The following is a 17137-nucleotide window of genomic DNA, read 5'->3' as shown; positions in this document are numbered from 1 at the left end:
CACGCCAGTCACCGCCGTTGAGGTTACCATGAGTACTGAAAGTACATCCGCTGGAATGATGGCAAAACCCCATTCCTCCGAAGGCCCGCGACTGACCGGAAAAATAGTCGCGTTATTGGCTGGCCTTTCGGCTATTAGCATACTGTCTACCAATATCATTCTTCCGGCATTTCCCGATATTGGGGAGCAGCTTGGGGCGTCGGCGCGTGAACTGGGGTTAACACTCTCCTGCTTTTTTATCACTTTCTCGCTAGCTCAACTGGTCGTCGGGCCGTTGTCGGACCGCTACGGACGCAAGAAACTGGTATTGGGCGGCCTCTCGCTATTCATCGTGGGTACGGTAGTCGGTGGTTTAGCCGGTTCGTTTGAAACGCTGATCGTTGGAAGAGTGATTCAGGCGCTGGGCATCTGCGCGGCGGCAGTGTTAGCACGCGCAATTGCACGCGATCTGTTTGACGGTGAAACGCTGGCGCGAGCGCTATCGCTGACGATGATCGCAACAGCGGCGGCCCCCGGATTTTCACCGCTGGTGGGGAGCGTATTGACGATCACATTGGGGTGGCGAGCGATCTTTATATTGGTGGGGCTGGCCGCTTTTGTCATCGCCGTCTTCTATGCTAATGGGCTGGGGGAAACGCATCCCGCTGAGCGTCGCGCACCGAACTCCCTTTCGAGCGTCATCGTGGCGTACGGCAAGCTGGTTGTGGATGGGAAATTTATCCTTCCGGCACTGTCGATGAGTCTGTTGATGAGCGGCTTGTTTGCCTCTTTCGGGGCTGCACCTGCGATTCTGATGAGTGGGATCGGTCTATCTTCACTACAAGCTGGGTTCTATTTTGCCTCCACCGTGTTCGTGGTCTTTGGTGCTGGAATGGCCGCGCCGCGACTGGCTCGCCGTTATGGCCCGAGAAGGATTGCGTCGGTGGGGCTCGCTACCGCGTTAGCCGGTGGGTGCTTGCTCCTGCTTGGGCCAGAAGCGCCAAGTCTGAGTGGGTATACCTTGTCGATGATCGTATTTCTCTGGGGAATGGGCTTAGCCAATCCACTGGGAACAGCCATTACGATGGGACCTTTCGGGAAAGAAGCAGGCTTGGCATCCGCGCTGCTTGGCTTTTTGACGATGGGAATGGCGGCGATAACAACCTGGCTGGGCTCGGTACTGACGTTTCCCGCGGTCACAACGCTGGGCGGTATACAGGCGACAGCCTGTCTGATAGCGCTGATATTGTTTCTCAGCGGCTCACAGACGAGAGCAAATGGGCGCTCAAAGGCGTAATGCTGTAAAAAAACCTGCTTAATTAACTCGATGCGGAACCCCCGAAGGGGTTCCCGATGCCATGACAGATCTACTTTGCGACAACCTCATCATTGATGGCATAGACCGTGCAACTGGCTGCCCCTTTGCGCTGGAATGTTTCACAGCTTTTGACGGCTGCCGCAGCGGCCTCACGACCAGTTCGCGCCCAGTATGCCGTTCCCCATGCTCCGTCCTTGCCTGTCGCAAACGCTTTTTCATAAAGCCGCGCCGCTTCGTATTTTTTGAACGCCTTTTTGCCTGCGCTGTTATTAAGGTTTGCGGGGGAGGCAAGATGCATTACTGGTAAGGTGACGACTTCCTCGTATGGCAAGTGTTGCTGTGCAAGGAAGCCAGCCACGGTTTTCCACCAGAAACTTTCTGGAGCGGTATCCATAAAGACGTGTCCATTCTTGCCAAACGCAGGCATTTCAATAAATTCCGCTTTACCTCCTCCGCTGCGATAGGCCTCAGAAAAGGCTCTGCCCATTTCCGGGCTGAACGATTGATCATTGCTGGAATAGAGCCACAGAGAGGGGATGCGTGCCGTGAGGCCATACGTGGTGAATGCGTTAATCAAACCGGATCTATCACAAAGTGATTTGCCGTCGATGGAACCCCGGCCTCCGTCAAAATTGATGATAGCCTGAACGCCGGGTGGGTTAACCGCGCTGGTTGCCAGCACGGCAAAGCCGCCTGCGGACATACCGGCCAGCACCGCTTTATCCTGAGAGGCCCAGGGCTGGCGTCTTATTGCCGCAAGCGCGGCCAGCATATCTCGGGTGTCTTTTTCACCTGCCAGCTTATGCAGCGGCTGCTTACAGGAACCGCCTAAATACTCAGCTCCGCCGCTTGAATAACCGTATCCCTCCCGCAGGACGGTAACCGCAGCATAACCGTGGCGTGCAAAGGCAAGCGCTGTCGACGATGCGCGGTTTGGGTTCATTTCCCAGCGATCAAATTCGGCAGTACCTACGGTTCCATTCGTGATCACGACCACAGGGAGTGTTGTCTGGCTGACTGGCCGCGTGACAAATGCATCGAGTATGGCGGGCTTGCCATTATCCAGCGTGACCTGCAACGAAAGCGGCTCTCTGATCAGGCCGTCGAATTGCTGGTGTTGTAGTGAAGCATGTTGTAGTGAAGCATTCGGTGGTGCGGCGATGGAAGAGAAGGTGAGACCAAACAATGCAGTAATGACGGTTACTCTGGTAAAGCTGGCTATAGAGTGATGTCGCATTTTTGTTACCTTGGCTGGTGTTTGATGAGGTCTTTTCATTCAAAACTGCCGGATGAATATCAGGTATTCACTCCGGCCTCAACGGCAACAGAAGGTCTATTGAGCTGTGGTTTAACTTAAAGGTACAGCCCGTGTGAGTCGGACAGTTTTAGGGGTTATCAGAAGGTCTGGGCGCTGTGGTTTTTTGCGTTTTTACGAGACAGTTGTTACGAGACCGTCGCTAAGAGATTTTTTGGGGTCACTCCGTCATCGAACCAACGTGACCCCGAATCTGACCACCATATTCTTCCGATGCGAAGGAAAAGCAGAATGTGTACCGGAAAGACTTTTGCACGTGAAGGCATTGAATAAAGTGATAAAAACAAAAATCCCGCTTAAGTTTCCTTAAGCGGGATTTTCTAAATTTGGCTCCTCTGACTGGACTCGAACCAGTGACATACGGATTAACAGTCCGCCGTTCTACCGACTGAACTACAGAGGAATCGGTTAAGTGCGACGGATAATAGCGGGAGTGTTTCAGCTTGTCAAAGGCTGTTATCGCTTGGTGCGTTTGATTGCCGAACTAATAACCAACATATTGAAATTATTGCTCAAGTTGAGCACTGGAAAGCAATAAAATGCGCTGATTAACGGGCAGGCTTGCACTCTAAAATAGCAGGGACTGCTTTAAGATGGTGCAGGTTGGCATTGGCTTGATGACAAGTTTCCCAGACAAAATCGGAGGCGTTGGTTAGCAGAATCATTGCTTTTCCTTATTTTACCTGTGTCTTATCAATGAGGTATCACTTTTTCTTAGACATAGAGACATAATATGGCGCGCTTTTTGCTACCTCTTTAGGGTAACTACTCAGGAGGCAGACATGAATCTTAGACGGCTCAAGTATTTTGTGAAAATCGTTGATATCGGTAGCCTGACACAGGCTGCTGAGTTGTTGCATATTGCACAACCGGCGCTGAGCCAGCAGGTCGCGACGCTGGAGAGTGAACTCGAAAAACAGCTGCTGGTACGGAGTCGGCGTGGTGTGACGCCCACTGAGGCGGGGAAAATTCTTTATTCTCATGCACAGACGATATTGTCACAGTGCGAACAGGCAAAGGATGCGGTGAGTGGCGCACGGCAATCAATGAGTGCCTAAGCGTTAGCCATAGAGCCAGCCATTTCCCGATGGCTGGCTACTAATCAGACTTTGTGTCAGATGTTCTATCAAAACGGTGCTCTTTCTTATTTATTTTGTGAAGATCATCACAATTCATAGCCTTATCGATCTTCCTCAAAACAGAGATTTTTGCTCTTAAAAATAAAATGGTTTTTTAGTTTTTTTATTTATTTGGTTTATTTATCTGCAACTTCATTTTATTGCTGCCGTGTGAATATGATTTCCTTAAAATGGTAATAGACACTAGCGGTCAGGCCATTCACAGTGTTACATTAATCTTCGTTATGTTTTCTCTAATCCTGTGCACCAAGAACAGGTGTTGCCTTATGGGTGTATGACGGTTATTTTTTTGATTAAGGAGTTCAAATGAATAATATCCTCTCTCATCTTTTAATAAAGTTGGCAGAAAAAGAAGTTGGAGAAAAAGCGCTTAATGCGAAGGTTGAATCGTTAGAGATGCTTATTTCCGCTATTGTTTCAACACTTGATGACAGTAAAATCAATGAGTTAAACAGAAAAATAGAAGGTGTGGTTGCTGATGCCTCACAGCGGAAGGATGACCATAATTACTTAGCTTTCGAACTATTGGCAAAAAACATCAATCGAATCACAACCGTTTCATTGCGGGAATAACTTTCTTATATATCAATGGTGACGACATTAATTGTTCGCATATTAATTTTCGTATATCCAATTGAGAATTGTTTATATCCAATAATAGAGAATACTTGTGCTATGCGTGATTTTGCTGAAAAAAATTGAAGGCGCCGACGTTTGTCCGCGCCTTTCTTGCGTTTATACCTTTTACTTCACATCAACAGCCTGCTTCTTCCGACGAATAAACTGATAAGCAATAGCCAGAACAATAAACCACAGCGGCGTGACAATAAGCGCCTGCCGTGTATCTGGCTGTAATGTTAACAGTACAATAACAAAAGCGAAAAAGGCCAGGCATATCCAGCACATGAAAATACCCAACGGCATTTTATAGGATGATTCGGCATGTAGCTGAGGGCGCTTTTTACGGTATGTCAGGTAAGAGCACAGGATGATGCTCCAGATGAACATGAATAAAATCGCGGAGACAGTGGTCACCAGCGTAAAGACCGTCATCACGTTCGGAATCAGGTAGATCAGCACCACGCCCGAAAGCAAACAAATGCAGGAAAACATCAACCCAGTCGAAGGAACCGCGCGTTTAGAGAGCCTACCGAAACTTTTCGGCGCATCACCTTGTTTCGCCAGGCCAAAGAGCATGCGGCTGGTGGAGAATACGCCGCTATTGGCTGAGGATGCCGCCGACGTCAGGACAACAAAGTTGATCATACTGGCGGCTGCAGGTAGGCCAACCAGTACGAACATTTCCACGAAAGGACTGCGATCCGCCGTAATTGCCGCCCACGGGGTGACGGACATAATCATGACTAATGCAAAAACATAAAACATGATGATGCGAATCGGGATGGCGTTAATTGCGCGGGGCAGCACGACTTTCGGATTTTTAGTTTCAGCGGCAGTGGTACCAACCAGCTCGATACCGACAAATGCGAATACGGCGATCTGGAATCCGGCGAAGAAACCGCTTATCCCTTTAGGGAACATGCCACCGTCATTCCAGAGGTTGGTAAAAGAGGCGACGTTTCCTGATGGGGAAGAGAATTGCATCATCACCAGCGCGACACCGACCACGATTAACGCAACGATAGCGACAATTTTGATCATCGCGAACCAGAACTCCATCTCGCCAAACAGCTTCACGGTTGCCAGATTTAGCGTCAGTAATAGCAGAACGCAAAGCAGCGAAGAGACCCACTGCGATAAATCAGGGAACCAGAACTGCGAGTAGGCACTAATGGCTACGACATCGGCGATCCCGGTTACGACCCAGCAGAACCAATAAGTCCAGCCAGTAAAGAAACCCGCCCATGGCCCAAGGAGATCAGCAGCGAAATCGCTGAATGACTTATAGTTGAGGTTGGAGAGTAATAGTTCCCCCATTGCGCGCATGACAAAAAACAGCATAAAGCCAATGATCATATAAACGAAGATGATCGAAGGACCCGCCATGCTGATTGTTTTGCCCGAGCCCATGAATAACCCAGTACCGATTGCTCCGCCAATGGCGATGAGCTGAATATGACGATTAGTCAGATTCCGTTGCAGTCCCTCTCCCTGTTCAGAGGCAAGGTCTGCGGCTTCTTTTGATTGTTCGACCATGTAAGTACACTTTCCTGTTTCTGTCTGTGATGTTTTTTTGAGCTCTTTGGCGGCTCTCGTTTGCGAAAATCTAAACAAATAAGATAGCGCAACCGCAGTACTTATTACAGCGGATGTCTGAGATAGCCAGGCATAAAGAGGGCAGATAATGATGTAAGGTGATGCTGTATGTTTTTCGCCCTAAAATGAAGAGGATATAAAACGATGAGAGGCAGAGATAAATAGGTTGAGCAGGTTAACAAAATTACCAATCGCTAACAATGCTATTATCACGCATAAAAAATTAATATGAAGTGTTTGACAGGCGCGCCGGGGAGGAGAATAATCCTCCCCGTTGGGTCGTTAGCTCAGTCGGTAGAGCAGTTGACTCTTAATCAATTGGTCGCAGGTTCGAACCCTGCACGACCCACCAACAATTTCAATGGCTTACGATTTTTATTTCAGTTTGTTATTATTTTGTTTTCTTTGGTTAATTTATTTTTAATTATATTTTTTTTAACGTTAATCGTATTTTCTGCATTAATTTATACTCTCTTTTGCTTTATTCATCTCACTCTCATCACGATCTCCCTTGCTTAATAAATGTGACATTTCCTAGCATATTTTTATTCATATAACGCGTTAACGCTAAGTGGATAGATAAGATGGTTGATGATATCGCTGAACGTTATCACTTTTGATGGCGAGAATGTGCCTCATACGTCCTGAAGAGTGGCGAGAAGGTGCTATGCTTAACCGATGGAATCGTTGACAGATCGTTTATGATGTGACGAGTTGTTTGCACAGGGTTGTGTTCATATCCACTGGGGCGGCGTTTAGAGGTAGCTGGAGTTTCCTGGTTAGCCATAAGCAAGTTTCTGCTTGATTTCGGAGGTTCATATGGGATTCGAAAAATTACTGGCTGTCATAGAAAAAAGTCACCAGGATCCAAAATCGGTTATCTCATTGTCTGAACTGAGCCAGGCAATCCATGAGATAATTTGTACGGAAAGTTCAAAAGAGTACAAAATAAATGAATGCTTCACCGAGCTGAGGGAACTGGTTGATGAAAGAAAAGCACTTTCCAGAAAACAGTTCCTGGATAAAGCGCTGGTGATGGAATTAACGCTTTATAAAAAGAAAGAAGAGGCGCTGCTTTTGAAACTCATCAGTATCGGAAATAAATAGACTGGCGTCTCTATTTTTTAAATTAGGAAGGCAATACTAAATACTACTACACCGCCAGATCAAATTATTAAGATGGCGGTGTAGCAAATAGTGCTATTTACGGTAGCTGGTTTTGATTTGTTTAATCGTGTTATCAAAAACAGCGGCTTGCTCGGCATCTTCCAATTGAGCAATATATCTTTCCATATTGATGATAACTTTACCGGCATCTGCCTGGCCGATTGCTTTTAATAACAGCGTAACCATAGCCTTCAGGCAGGTAACCTCGTGGGCCAGTGTTTCAGCGGATGCAGCAGTAGAAAAATCTGCGTTGCTCATGTTTTCTCCTCAACAAGAAAAAGATGTTTTCCTTCGCCTGCTGCGGGCGTTACCGCTGACGCGACAGGCAAAACCAGATGGGCGGGAGTATAACATAAAGCATATTGTGGATTGATATTATTCGCGGATAAAGCCATTTTAGTGACTGTTTTTTATGCATTTAACTTATATAAATAGCGTCTATATTTTGGATGTTTTTTTGTGGTAAAGGCTATAGATGTGTTTCGTTTAATACATATGATGTTCACTATGGACGTTTTTCACTGAATATATTATTTGTATAATACAGTGGCAGACGATGATAAAATTTCTAATCACATCCTGATTACAATAGTGACTTTTTATTGACAATCAAGATGTAAAGCCAATTGCATGCCATTTGATTTGCCTTGTTTTTTATACATTTTGTGCCAGTGAAGTGTTTATACTGTGTGGCGTATTTGAAATGTTAAGAATGTGATCAGCATACACCATCAGGTTAACGATATATTGTTATGATCGGGAATGCGCTTTATTCCTTCTCGGCATATTTTAAAATAGATATTCATATAAGTCTGTGTTCATTATTTTTTGAAACCAACGTAGTATCACCTGCAAGCAACTTTTTATGTAAGTGTTACTCCCTTTTTTGGAGAATTATTCTTTGATTAGCGTTTTTCTTGTTGATGACCATGAACTGGTGCGGGCAGGGATACGACGCATTCTTGACGATATCAAAGGTCTGAAAGTGGTTGGTGAGGCATGCTGCGGTGAAGATGCCGTCAAATGGTGCCGAAGCAATGATGTGGATGTTGTCCTGATGGACATGAGTATGCCGGGTATCGGTGGGCTTGAAGCAACGCGCAAGATCCTGCGTTTTACGCCAGATATAAAAGTCATCATGCTCACTATTTATACTGAGAATCCGTTGCCCGCTAAAGTGATGCAGGCCGGTGCTGCGGGATATGTGAGTAAAGCTGCCGCCCCTCAGGAAGTGATCTCCGCCATTCGCGCTGTGCATGCTGGTAAACGGTATATTGCTTCTGATATTGCTCAACAGATGGCACTAAGTCAGTTAGAGCCGCAGACGGATGCGCCGCTTGAGTGTTTGTCTGAACGCGAATTACAGATTATGCTAATGATAACGAAGGGACAGAAAGTGACTGAAATTTCAGATCAGCTCAATCTTAGCCCTAAAACAGTGAACAGCTATCGCTACCGTATGTTCAGTAAGCTGAATATCAACGGCGACGTAGAGCTGACCCATCTGGCTATCAAGCATGGGCTTTTTACCGCGGAGACATTGTTAAGTAGTGAGTGAGAGTTTCGATGCTTCGGCATTTTTAAAAACGGTAACGAGCCAGCCTGGTGTCTACCGGATGTATGACGCCGGTAATACGGTCATCTACGTCGGTAAGGCAAAAGACTTAAAAAAACGACTTGCCAGTTATTTCCGCAGCCATGTCGCCAGCCGTAAAACCGAGGCATTAGTCAAAAGCATCAAGTATATTGATGTCACGATCACGCACACAGAAACTGAAGCCTTACTGCTGGAACACAACTACATCAAGCTTTATCAGCCGCGTTATAACGTCTTGTTGCGCGACGATAAATCCTATCCCATGATTTTCCTGAGCGGCGATGCTCATCCACGTCTGGCTGTTCACCGCGGCGCTAAGCATGCAAAAGGCGAATACTTCGGCCCGTTTCCTAACGGCAATGCCGTACGTGAAACGCTGATATTGCTGCAAAAACTGTTTCCGGTGCGCCAGTGTGAAAATAGCGTCTATCGCAATCGCTCTCGCCCCTGCCTGCAATATCAAATTGGTCGCTGCCTCGGGCCTTGCGTTAGCGGTTTGGTGAGCGAAGAGGATTATCAACAGCAGGTTGACTATGTTCGCCTGTTTTTGTCTGGCAAAGATCAGCAAGTACTGAATCAACTCATTTCCCGAATGGAAGCGGCCAGTCGCGATCTGCATTTTGAAGATGCAGCCCGGATTCGCGATCAGATCCAGGCGGTTCGGCGGGTGACGGAAAAACAATTTGTTTCCGGCGACGGCGACGATCTGGATGTGATCAGCGTTGCTTTTGATGCTGGCATGGCCTGCGTCTATGTCCTGTTCATCCGACAGGGAAAAGTGCTTGGCAGCCGCAGCTATTTCCCCAAAGTACCTGGCGGTACGGAATTGGGGGAAGTCGTGCAGACGTTTGTCGGGCAATTCTATTTGCAGGGAAGCTTAGGTCGAACGCTTCCTACAGAAATTCTGCTCGATTTCACTCTGCCCGATAAAGATTTGCTGACGGAATCTCTGACAACGGTCGCGGGAAAAAAAGTACAGATTCAAACCAAACCCCGTGGCGATCGTGCTCGTTATTTAAAACTGGCGCGAACAAATGCTGCCACGGCGCTGGTCACAAAACTGTCTCAGCAGTCCACCATTCACCAGCGTTTGGCTGCGTTAGCTAACGTCTTGCAGTTGCCAGAAATCCACCGAATGGAGTGTTTTGACATCAGTCATACCATGGGGGAACAGACTGTGGCATCCTGCGTAGTATTTGATGCCAACGGTCCGTTACGTTCGGAATATCGCCGCTATAATATCAGTGGCATTACGCCAGGCGATGATTATGCCGCCATGGCGCAAGTCCTCCGACGCCGATATGGTAAAGCGCTGGATGACAGCAAAATACCGGATGTCATTGTTATCGATGGCGGGAAAGGGCAGCTCGGTCAGGCTCAGGCCGTGTTTGACTCGTTGCAAGTATCATGGGATAAAAACAAGCCTCTGTTACTTGGTGTCGCGAAAGGCAGCGATCGTAAAGCCGGACTGGAAACGCTGTTTTTTGAGTCGACGGGCGAGGGTATGGCACTACCGCCTGATTCTCCCGCGTTGCACGTTATCCAGCATATTCGCGATGATTCGCATGATCATGCCATTGGCGGACATCGTAAGAAGAGAGCAAAAGTCAGAAATACCAGTACGCTGGAGCTTATCGAAGGTGTCGGCCCTAAACGTCGTCAAACCCTGTTGAAATACATGGGAGGGCTGCAACCTTTGATGAATGCCAGTATTGAGGAGATTGCAAATGTTCCAGGAATTTCGCATGCATTGGCAGAAAAAATCTTCCATGCATTGAAACACTAGGGACAATGTTGCAACATACTCTTAGTATCCACTCCAGCCAGATAGTTACCTAAGCGCTATGCAATTTAATATACCGACGTTGCTTACCCTGTTTCGTGTTGCTCTTATTCCGTTTTTCGTGCTGGCGTTTTATCTTCCATTCGTCTGGGCACCGCTGCTCTGCGCGTTGATTTTCGTGTTTGCTGCCGTAACGGATTGGTTTGATGGTTTCCTCGCCCGCCGCTGGAAACAGACCACGCGTTTTGGTGCCTTCCTCGATCCTGTTGCGGATAAAGTGATGGTGGCTGTCGCGTTGGTGCTGGTTGCGGAATACTATCATTCTTGGTGGATTACGCTGCCTGCAGCGACAATGATCGCGCGGGAAATCATCATTTCAGCATTGCGCGAGTGGATGGCTGAAATTGGTAAGAGAAGTAGCGTTGCCGTGTCGTGGATAGGGAAGGTTAAAACCACGGCTCAGATGATGGCGCTTTTTGCTTTGCTATGGCGCCCGGAAAGTATTGTTGAAGGCATTGGTGTTGTGGCGTTGTACATCGCCGCAGTACTGACTTTCTGGTCCATGTTTCAATATTTGAATGCTGCGAGACACGATCTGCTTGAACCTTGATCGAAGCGCCGCAAAAACCAGCAAACGAACACGGCTGCTTGATAATTTTATTGACTCACTGCGTCATGTCAGTAGAATGCACCGCATCAACAGCAACGCTGGTTTGTAAGAAGTTAAGATAATCAGTGAGTTCTGTGTTGCGGGAATAGCTCAGTTGGTAGAGCACGACCTTGCCAAGGTCGGGGTCGCGAGTTCGAGTCTCGTTTCCCGCTCCAATTTAAAACATCGGCAATTGCGGATGTTGGTCACTAAGACCTGAATATTTTGGCGCGTTAACAAAGCGGTTATGTAGCGGATTGCAAATCCGTCTAGTCCGGTTCGACTCCGGAACGCGCCTCCAATATTTATGCCCGGGTGGTGAAATCGGTAGACACAAGGGATTTAAAATCCCTCGGCGTTCGCGCTGTGCGGGTTCAAGTCCCGCCCCGGGCACCATTGATAAATCAATAGACGTCAACCGACGTCTATTTTTTTGCCTAAAATCCACGGTGTTACTGGCTTCCCCTTCATTCCATACTCTTCCTACGTCAACACAATTCAACTGACATCAACTTGCTTGTGCGGGTACAATTGCGGGTATACTTCAGTATGGTAAATCCTTGTACCCTCAATAACGCATTTATTGAAGGAAAAGCATTATGGCACTCACGGACATCAAGGTACGTTCAGCAAAACCGGAAGAGAAGCCTTATAAACTTACCGATGGAAACGGTATGTTTCTTCTGGCTCATACCAACGGGTCTAAATATTGGCGCTTACGCTATCGTTCGGATGGCAAAGAAAAGACGCTGGCGCTAGGTGTCTACCCTGAGGTTTCCCTTTCTGAAGCGCGAAAACTTATTGCTGCTGGCGTTGATCCTAACGAGCATAAAAAAGCAGTCAAAACTCAGCAGCAAGATGATGAGCAAACCTTCGAGGCTGTGGCTCGCGCTTGGCATACTGATAATAAGAAGTGGTCGGAATCCCATGCTGAACGTATCCTGAAAAGTCTCAGCGACAATATTTTCCCCGCCATCGGCAGCACACATATCGCAAGTCTGAAAACAAGCGACTTGCTGACACCGATTAAATGCGTTGAACGCTCTGGACGTTTAGAAGTGGCTAAGCGCTTAAAACAACGCGTGACCGCCATCATGACCTATGCCGTACAAAATGGACTGATTGACTACAATCCGGCGCAGGATATGGCAGGGCAATTATGCCAGGCAAAGTTGAACATCGCCCGGCATTAGAACTTGAACGTTTGCCTGAACTTCTTGGCCGCATTGACGGTTACAAAGGTCGTGAATTTACCAAGTGGGTTATTAACCTCTCCCTACTGATTTTCATTCGTTCCAGCGAGCTCCGTTTTGCTCGCTGGCCGGAAATCGACTTTGAACGAGCGTTGTGGACGATTCCTCCTGAACGTGAACCGATCCCTGGAGTGAAATTCTCCGAACGCGGTTCAAAAATGCACACACCACATCTTGTTCCATTAAGCCGTCAGGCGCTGGAGATCCTTAAAAAGATCAGAGAGGTGAGTGGGCATTGTGAGCTGGTTTTCATTGGCGATCACTCATCACGAAAACCTATCAGTGAGGGAACGGTAAACAAAGCGCTGCAAACTATGGGCTACAACACTAAAACGGAAGTGTGCGGTCACGGCTTTCGCACCATGGCCTGTAGTTCGTTAATTGAGTCAGGGTTGTGGTCTAGGGATGCGGTAGAGCGACAGATGAGTCATCAGGAACGTAACGGCGTCCGAGCTGCGTATATCCATAAGGCGGAGCATCTGGATGAGCGTCGGTTGATGTTGCAGTGGTGGGCTGATTTTCTTGATGCGAACCGGGAGAGGGAAGTAAGCCCTTATGACTTCTCTAAGTAGCTTTATAGATTTGGATATGCCAATGGGCTAACGATGAAATGCATTCTTGAATAGCAATCAATACTTTTTTATAAATGTATCATGCCGACTACTCTGAGGTGCACGATGAAAACTTTCGATACCCAACTTGCTATGAGGATTGTATCGCATTCGACTGGAGGTTTTAGTCACGACACTCTTGCTAGAGCTTTGATTTCTAATCATAAAAATGATATTCCGGAAGGTTTTCTTGAATTATGTCGAAATTTTTGCCTTTCTCTGGAGAAGAAAGGAATCTTGAGAAGATGTCATAAATGCTCGAATTCACAAGATGAGTTCTTCGAGTATATATCTCATTGAGATTTGCCCTCGAGAAAATTTTCTCGGGGCATCAATTCGTTTCTTGCAACATCTCTTTTTCTGAGGTAGCTTTGGCTACACAGTTTCAGGAGAACGATTGTGAGAAACATACACTTAATAACAACCTGCACAAATGGCAAAAATAGTGATGGCAATAATATATTGAGTTTAGCTCAGTATTCCTCAGTACGAATACCTTCAAATGTACTGGTGAGTTCTTGGTGTAATGCTCTAAATGAGGCTATGTCAACATCTGCAACTGTATGCGCTGTAGACCTTTATAAAGGTGGTCACTGGGCGACGGCGAAAGCAATTTTAAAAAAATATCCTGTTGATTTATGGATTCTTTCGGCCGGTTTAGGACTTCTGCACTATAAAGATAAAATCGTACCTTACAAAGCAACGTTTGCAGTTGGATATGATGAATCTATACCTTTGTACTCTCACGAGTATGTAGGCAAAACTTTCCATAGAACATGGTGGAAAGAAATATCCGAGAGATCTTTTTTAAAACCTCGCCACCCTACATCTATTGCAGAATTAATGAAAGAAAACAAGAAGGACTATTACATTTTTTGTGGTTCCCCCGATTATATTAATGCAATCGAGTTAGATATTATTAATGGTCTTGAATATCTGGTTAGTCCAAAAAAGCAGTTGTTGATTATAACTTCGAAAAAAATTAATGATAGGTTGGCGAGATATTTGTTTAAAACTAATAAAAATATGGCTCATTGGTTGAGGTGTAATATGCTTATGCTTAATATTAGTATGGCAAAATATATTGTTGGTGAATTCACTGATAAAAAATTAAATGATTTAAATGAGTTGTCTCTACAATTGTCAGATAAGTTAAAAGAATTACCAGAACGTGAAGCAAAAAAAGGGATTCGACGTAGTCCTGAAGAAGTTAATTATTTTATTTTAGAGATTATGCAACAAGAACCTAGTATCAGTGCAACACATGCCCTGCGTGTGTTTCGTGATTCTGGCAATTCATTCGAGGAAAAACGGTTCCGCACTGCTTTCAAGGCACTGTCTAATGGCAAACCTTAATGCTACTTGCTGGGTTTTCATGATAGAATCCTCCGTTTTTTAAGGCGTTGCAGGAGAGTACGTTGTCGAAGCTAAAATATTTTTTCCCGGATAGTCAGGATTTTATCGATCCTAGTTTCGACTTCTTCCGCGAAACGCGAAACGAACACCGCGTTCGCCAGCGTGACGATCATTATCCACATGAGGTATTCTTTCGTCCTTATGATGGCATGCTAGTTTCTAAAGCGGTAGTTGACGGCCTTGGTGGCGGGGAGAGTAAGTATACCCGCGCTCAACGCTTACGTTACTTCCGTAATGGTATGAAGCATTTTTTCCGACTGCCAGACGATATGGAAACTATGGGCGATTGCGGTGCATTCACCTACGTCAATCAGGATGCGCCGCCATATAGAGTAGAAGAAGTTATCGAGTTTTACGAAACTTCCCGTTTTAACTATGGCGTTTCCCTAGACCATATTGTATTTGGTTATGAGAAGCCTGGGGAGGTATTTAGTGGCGAAGTGTTGGCAGAATGTCGCCGCCGCCAAGATATCACGCTTACTCTCGCTCAGGAGTTTCTAAGCAAGTCGCAAAAGAGTTGTTTCACTGCATTTGGTGTTGCACATGGATGGAGCAAAACATCTTACCGCCAGTCGGTAGAATCACTACTGGCAATGGGTTACAAAAATATCACTATGGGGGGGATGGTGCCACTGAAAACGGTACAGATCCTCGAAACATTGGAAGAAATTAAACCCTTACTAAAGAATGACACTCGCGTACACTTGCTGGGAATTGCCCGCCCAGAGAGCTTTGTCGACTTTATCCAATTGGGCGTGACAAGTATCGATTCTACTACTCCGCTGCAACAGGCTTTCAAGGATCGGAAGAACAACTACCATACGACAGATGGGACGGCCTATACCGCTGTGCGTGTTCCCCAGTTTGATGCGAATCCAAGTTTGAGCCGGAAAATTAAGTCTGGCGTGATTGACCAAGACATAGCGCGGCATTTGGAAAAAGATGCACTGCATGCACTGTTTGAATACGATAAAGGCTCCATGCCACTTGCGCAAACATTGGAGGCCGTATTGGCCTATGAACGTCTTCATGCGGGTGAGAAAGAAGCTGATAAAATACGTTTAGACTACGAACGCACATTGGCCGAGCGGCCATGGAAGAAGTGTCAGTGTAATATCTGCAAGGCCATCGGCATCAATGTCATCATTTTCCGCGGCGCAGAACGCAATCGTCGTCGTGGTTTCCACAATATTCAGGTGCTGTACAGTCGCTTACAGCGAACTTTGTCACAACGCTCAGAGGAATTGTCATGAGTGAATATCGTGTTCCTGCCTTGCGAATCAGACAAGGGGAAGAGAGGCAGCTTTATAGCCTCGCGATAGAAGGTAAGCAGATTAGTAAAATCGCCGCGATATCTCGTATTCGCCGCGGCGAGGAGAGTCTGATTGGCTATCAACGTCCAGAAGTACGTAACCATATTCGCGAAATTCAGCGCTATATTGAGAGTGCTAACCCAATGATCCCTAATCCGGTGATTATCGCTTTTGATAGGCGTGTGAGTTTTGAGCCGCTATCAGAGAACAGCGATATGGGGTATCTCGTGATCCCATTCTCCGAAGATAAGGATTTTGAGAAGCCTGGCTTTATTGTGGACGGACAACAACGCACAGCTGCTCTGCGAGATGCGGAGATTGATTCTTTTATGATGCCGGTCTCAGCATTTATTGCCAATGATGCTGAAGAACAGCGTGAGCAATTCATGCTGGTCAATTCTACCAAGCCGCTGCCCAAAACGCTGCTGTACGAATTAGCACCACATACACACGGACGCCTGCCTTCTGATCTGCAGTTACGTAAATTCCCTTCGCTGCTGACCCAACGCCTTAATTTTGGTGAAGGTCCGCTGGCCGGCCGTATTAAAACTGCGACCAATCCGGATGGGGTTATTGCCGATAATTCGATGATCAAAATGATCGATGCGAGCCTTCGGGAAGGCGCGTTGTATCGCTTCCGTGATCCTGCTACAGGATTGGGGGATGAAGGTAAGATGGTCAGATTGCTCAATAATTTCTGGTCAGCTGTTGAAATCGTTTTTACTGACGACTGGGATAAGAAGCCTCGTAATTCTCGATTGTTGCATGGTGTAGGGATACTTTCTCTTGGCAGTTTGATGGATGAGATCGATCAGGTACATCAGGAGTATCGTGGTGAATCTGACTGGACGGACATACCCACAATCACTCGTTTCGTTGTAGAATTGAACCGAATTAAACAGTACTGTGCATGGAGCAGCGGTAACTGGAATTTGGGTAAAGATATCGACGGTCAGCCTATTATTCGCAAATGGAATGAAATGCAGAACCTTTCCAAGGATATATCGTCGGTCACAGATTACTTGGTGACGAATTATATTAAGGCTGTTAATGCAGAAATTTAAAAAAGGGTGAAAACCTAATCGGTATTAGGCGTATCGAGTGTCGATATATCAACATGAGAGTTACCGGATATGGTATGGGAGTTTAAATTCTGTACAAAAATAAGGTAACTTTCATGTTTTCAATCCTATCACCAAACGTTAAACTGGTTTACGATACCTCTTTAAGCTCAAAAAACTTACAAATCATGAGTCTCGCACTTTTGCCGTTGTCGGGACCTGAGTGTTGAAAGTCAGTGGATGAGTGATAAATCGTACTGGCATGCCTCTGGTCTCAGTAGACTAGCAATCGTGAGCGACCTTCTTGACAATCATCTGG

Annotated in this window: 12 protein-coding genes, 5 tRNA genes and 2 pseudogenes; 15 read left to right on the top strand and 4 right to left on the bottom strand. The window is 46.3% G+C overall.

The features are described 5' to 3' along the window. The first annotated feature begins 28 nt into the window (after nt 1–28). Nucleotides 29–1276 (top strand): multidrug effflux MFS transporter, encoded by a 1248-nt coding sequence (locus BJJ97_RS18935; protein ID WP_405083412.1) that lies wholly within the window; start codon nt 29–31, stop codon nt 1274–1276. Between the two features lie 70 nt (nt 1277–1346). Here BJJ97_RS18935 and BJJ97_RS18930 read toward each other — a convergent pair whose 3' ends face one another. Together BJJ97_RS18930 and BJJ97_RS18925 are read right to left on the bottom strand one after the other, a co-directional pair. Next, nucleotides 1347–2534, bottom strand: a complete 1188-nt coding sequence (locus BJJ97_RS18930) for a CocE/NonD family hydrolase (protein WP_095994950.1) — start codon at nt 2532–2534, stop codon at nt 1347–1349. Between the two features lie 405 nt (nt 2535–2939). Further along, a tRNA-Asn gene (locus BJJ97_RS18925) sits at nt 2940–3015 on the bottom strand. Nucleotides 3016–3394: 379 nt separating this feature from the next. Between BJJ97_RS18925 and BJJ97_RS18920 the strand changes: the two are divergent. After that, nucleotides 3395–3664 (top strand): annotated as a pseudogene (locus tag BJJ97_RS18920) (LysR family transcriptional regulator); the annotation flags it as partial. Nucleotides 3665–4057: 393 nt separating this feature from the next. After that, entirely contained in the window at nt 4058–4324 is a 267-nt protein-coding gene (iraP, locus tag BJJ97_RS18915; protein WP_095994949.1) for an anti-adapter protein IraP, read from the top strand. Nucleotides 4325–4495: 171 nt separating this feature from the next. Here iraP and cycA read toward each other — a convergent pair whose 3' ends face one another. Beyond that, entirely contained in the window at nt 4496–5908 is a 1413-nt protein-coding gene (gene cycA / locus BJJ97_RS18910) for a D-serine/D-alanine/glycine transporter (protein WP_095699953.1), read from the bottom strand. A gap of 336 nt (nt 5909–6244) precedes the next feature. Between cycA and BJJ97_RS18905 the strand changes: the two genes are divergently transcribed. Beyond that, nucleotides 6245–6320, top strand: a tRNA-Lys gene (locus tag BJJ97_RS18905). A gap of 467 nt (nt 6321–6787) precedes the next feature. Continuing rightward, nucleotides 6788–7075, top strand: coding sequence for a basic helix-loop-helix domain-containing protein (locus tag BJJ97_RS18900; RefSeq protein ID WP_014915937.1), 288 nt, complete (start codon nt 6788–6790; stop codon nt 7073–7075). 93 nt (nt 7076–7168) lie between these two features. Here BJJ97_RS18900 and BJJ97_RS18895 read toward each other — a convergent pair whose 3' ends face one another. Continuing rightward, nucleotides 7169–7393, bottom strand: coding sequence for a DUF2594 family protein (locus BJJ97_RS18895; protein WP_010279363.1), 225 nt, complete (start codon nt 7391–7393; stop codon nt 7169–7171). Nucleotides 7394–8036: 643 nt separating this feature from the next. Between BJJ97_RS18895 and uvrY the strand changes: the two genes are divergently transcribed. From uvrY to dbpB, 10 genes and pseudogenes are all read left to right on the top strand, one after another. Beyond that, on the top strand, nt 8037–8693 hold the full coding sequence (uvrY, locus tag BJJ97_RS18890) for a UvrY/SirA/GacA family response regulator transcription factor (RefSeq protein WP_010279369.1): 657 nt from the start codon (nt 8037–8039) through the stop codon (nt 8691–8693). Next, on the top strand, nt 8686–10518 hold the full coding sequence (gene uvrC / locus BJJ97_RS18885; RefSeq protein WP_095994948.1) for an excinuclease ABC subunit UvrC: 1833 nt from the start codon (nt 8686–8688) through the stop codon (nt 10516–10518). Before uvrY ends, uvrC begins: the two co-directional genes overlap by 8 nt. Before the next feature lie 58 nt (nt 10519–10576). Next, nucleotides 10577–11125, top strand: a complete 549-nt coding sequence (gene pgsA / locus BJJ97_RS18880) for a CDP-diacylglycerol--glycerol-3-phosphate 3-phosphatidyltransferase (RefSeq protein ID WP_095699951.1) — start codon at nt 10577–10579, stop codon at nt 11123–11125. 139 nt (nt 11126–11264) lie between these two features. Next, nucleotides 11265–11340: transfer RNA gene (locus tag BJJ97_RS18875), tRNA-Gly, on the top strand. A 51-nt stretch (nt 11341–11391) separates the two neighbouring features. Beyond that, nucleotides 11392–11465: transfer RNA gene (locus BJJ97_RS18870), tRNA-Cys, on the top strand. Between the two features lie 8 nt (nt 11466–11473). Continuing rightward, nucleotides 11474–11560 (top strand) — tRNA-Leu (locus BJJ97_RS18865). Between the two features lie 203 nt (nt 11561–11763). Beyond that, nucleotides 11764–12989 (top strand): annotated as a pseudogene (locus tag BJJ97_RS18860) (tyrosine-type recombinase/integrase). 438 nt (nt 12990–13427) lie between these two features. Continuing rightward, a complete protein-coding gene (locus tag BJJ97_RS22210) occupies nt 13428–14384 on the top strand; it encodes a hypothetical protein (protein ID WP_193438345.1) in 957 nt (318 codons plus the stop codon). Nucleotides 14385–14446: 62 nt separating this feature from the next. Further along, complete coding sequence (gene dpdA, locus BJJ97_RS18845; protein ID WP_095994946.1) at nt 14447–15697, top strand: tRNA-guanine transglycosylase DpdA; 1251 nt, start codon at nt 14447–14449, stop codon at nt 15695–15697. Continuing rightward, nucleotides 15694–16821, top strand: coding sequence for a DGQHR domain-containing protein DpdB (dbpB, locus tag BJJ97_RS18840; RefSeq protein WP_095994945.1), 1128 nt, complete (start codon nt 15694–15696; stop codon nt 16819–16821). Before dpdA ends, dbpB begins: the two co-directional genes overlap by 4 nt. Nucleotides 16822–17137: the final 316 nt, after the last annotated feature.

The organism is Pectobacterium polaris, assembly GCF_002307355.1.
Taxonomy (GTDB): domain Bacteria; phylum Pseudomonadota; class Gammaproteobacteria; order Enterobacterales; family Enterobacteriaceae; genus Pectobacterium; species Pectobacterium polare.
This window is presented reverse-complemented; position numbering and strand designations above follow the sequence as displayed.

Excerpts from the sequence above, each read along its gene's own strand:
- iraP (WP_095994949.1), top strand. The coding sequence starts at position 4,058 with ATGAATAATATCCTCTCTCATCTTTTAATAAAGTTGGCAGAAAAAGAA.
- BJJ97_RS18900 (WP_014915937.1), top strand. The coding sequence starts at position 6,788 with ATGGGATTCGAAAAATTACTGGCTGTCATAGAAAAAAGTCACCAGGAT.
- pgsA (WP_095699951.1), top strand. The coding sequence starts at position 10,577 with ATGCAATTTAATATACCGACGTTGCTTACCCTGTTTCGTGTTGCTCTT.
- BJJ97_RS18895 (WP_010279363.1), bottom strand. The coding sequence starts at position 7,393 with ATGAGCAACGCAGATTTTTCTACTGCTGCATCCGCTGAAACACTGGCC.
- dbpB (WP_095994945.1), top strand. The coding sequence starts at position 15,694 with ATGAGTGAATATCGTGTTCCTGCCTTGCGAATCAGACAAGGGGAAGAG.
- BJJ97_RS18935 (WP_405083412.1), top strand. The coding sequence starts at position 29 with ATGAGTACTGAAAGTACATCCGCTGGAATGATGGCAAAACCCCATTCC.
- cycA (WP_095699953.1), bottom strand. The coding sequence starts at position 5,908 with ATGGTCGAACAATCAAAAGAAGCCGCAGACCTTGCCTCTGAACAGGGA.
- BJJ97_RS18930 (WP_095994950.1), bottom strand. The coding sequence starts at position 2,534 with ATGCGACATCACTCTATAGCCAGCTTTACCAGAGTAACCGTCATTACT.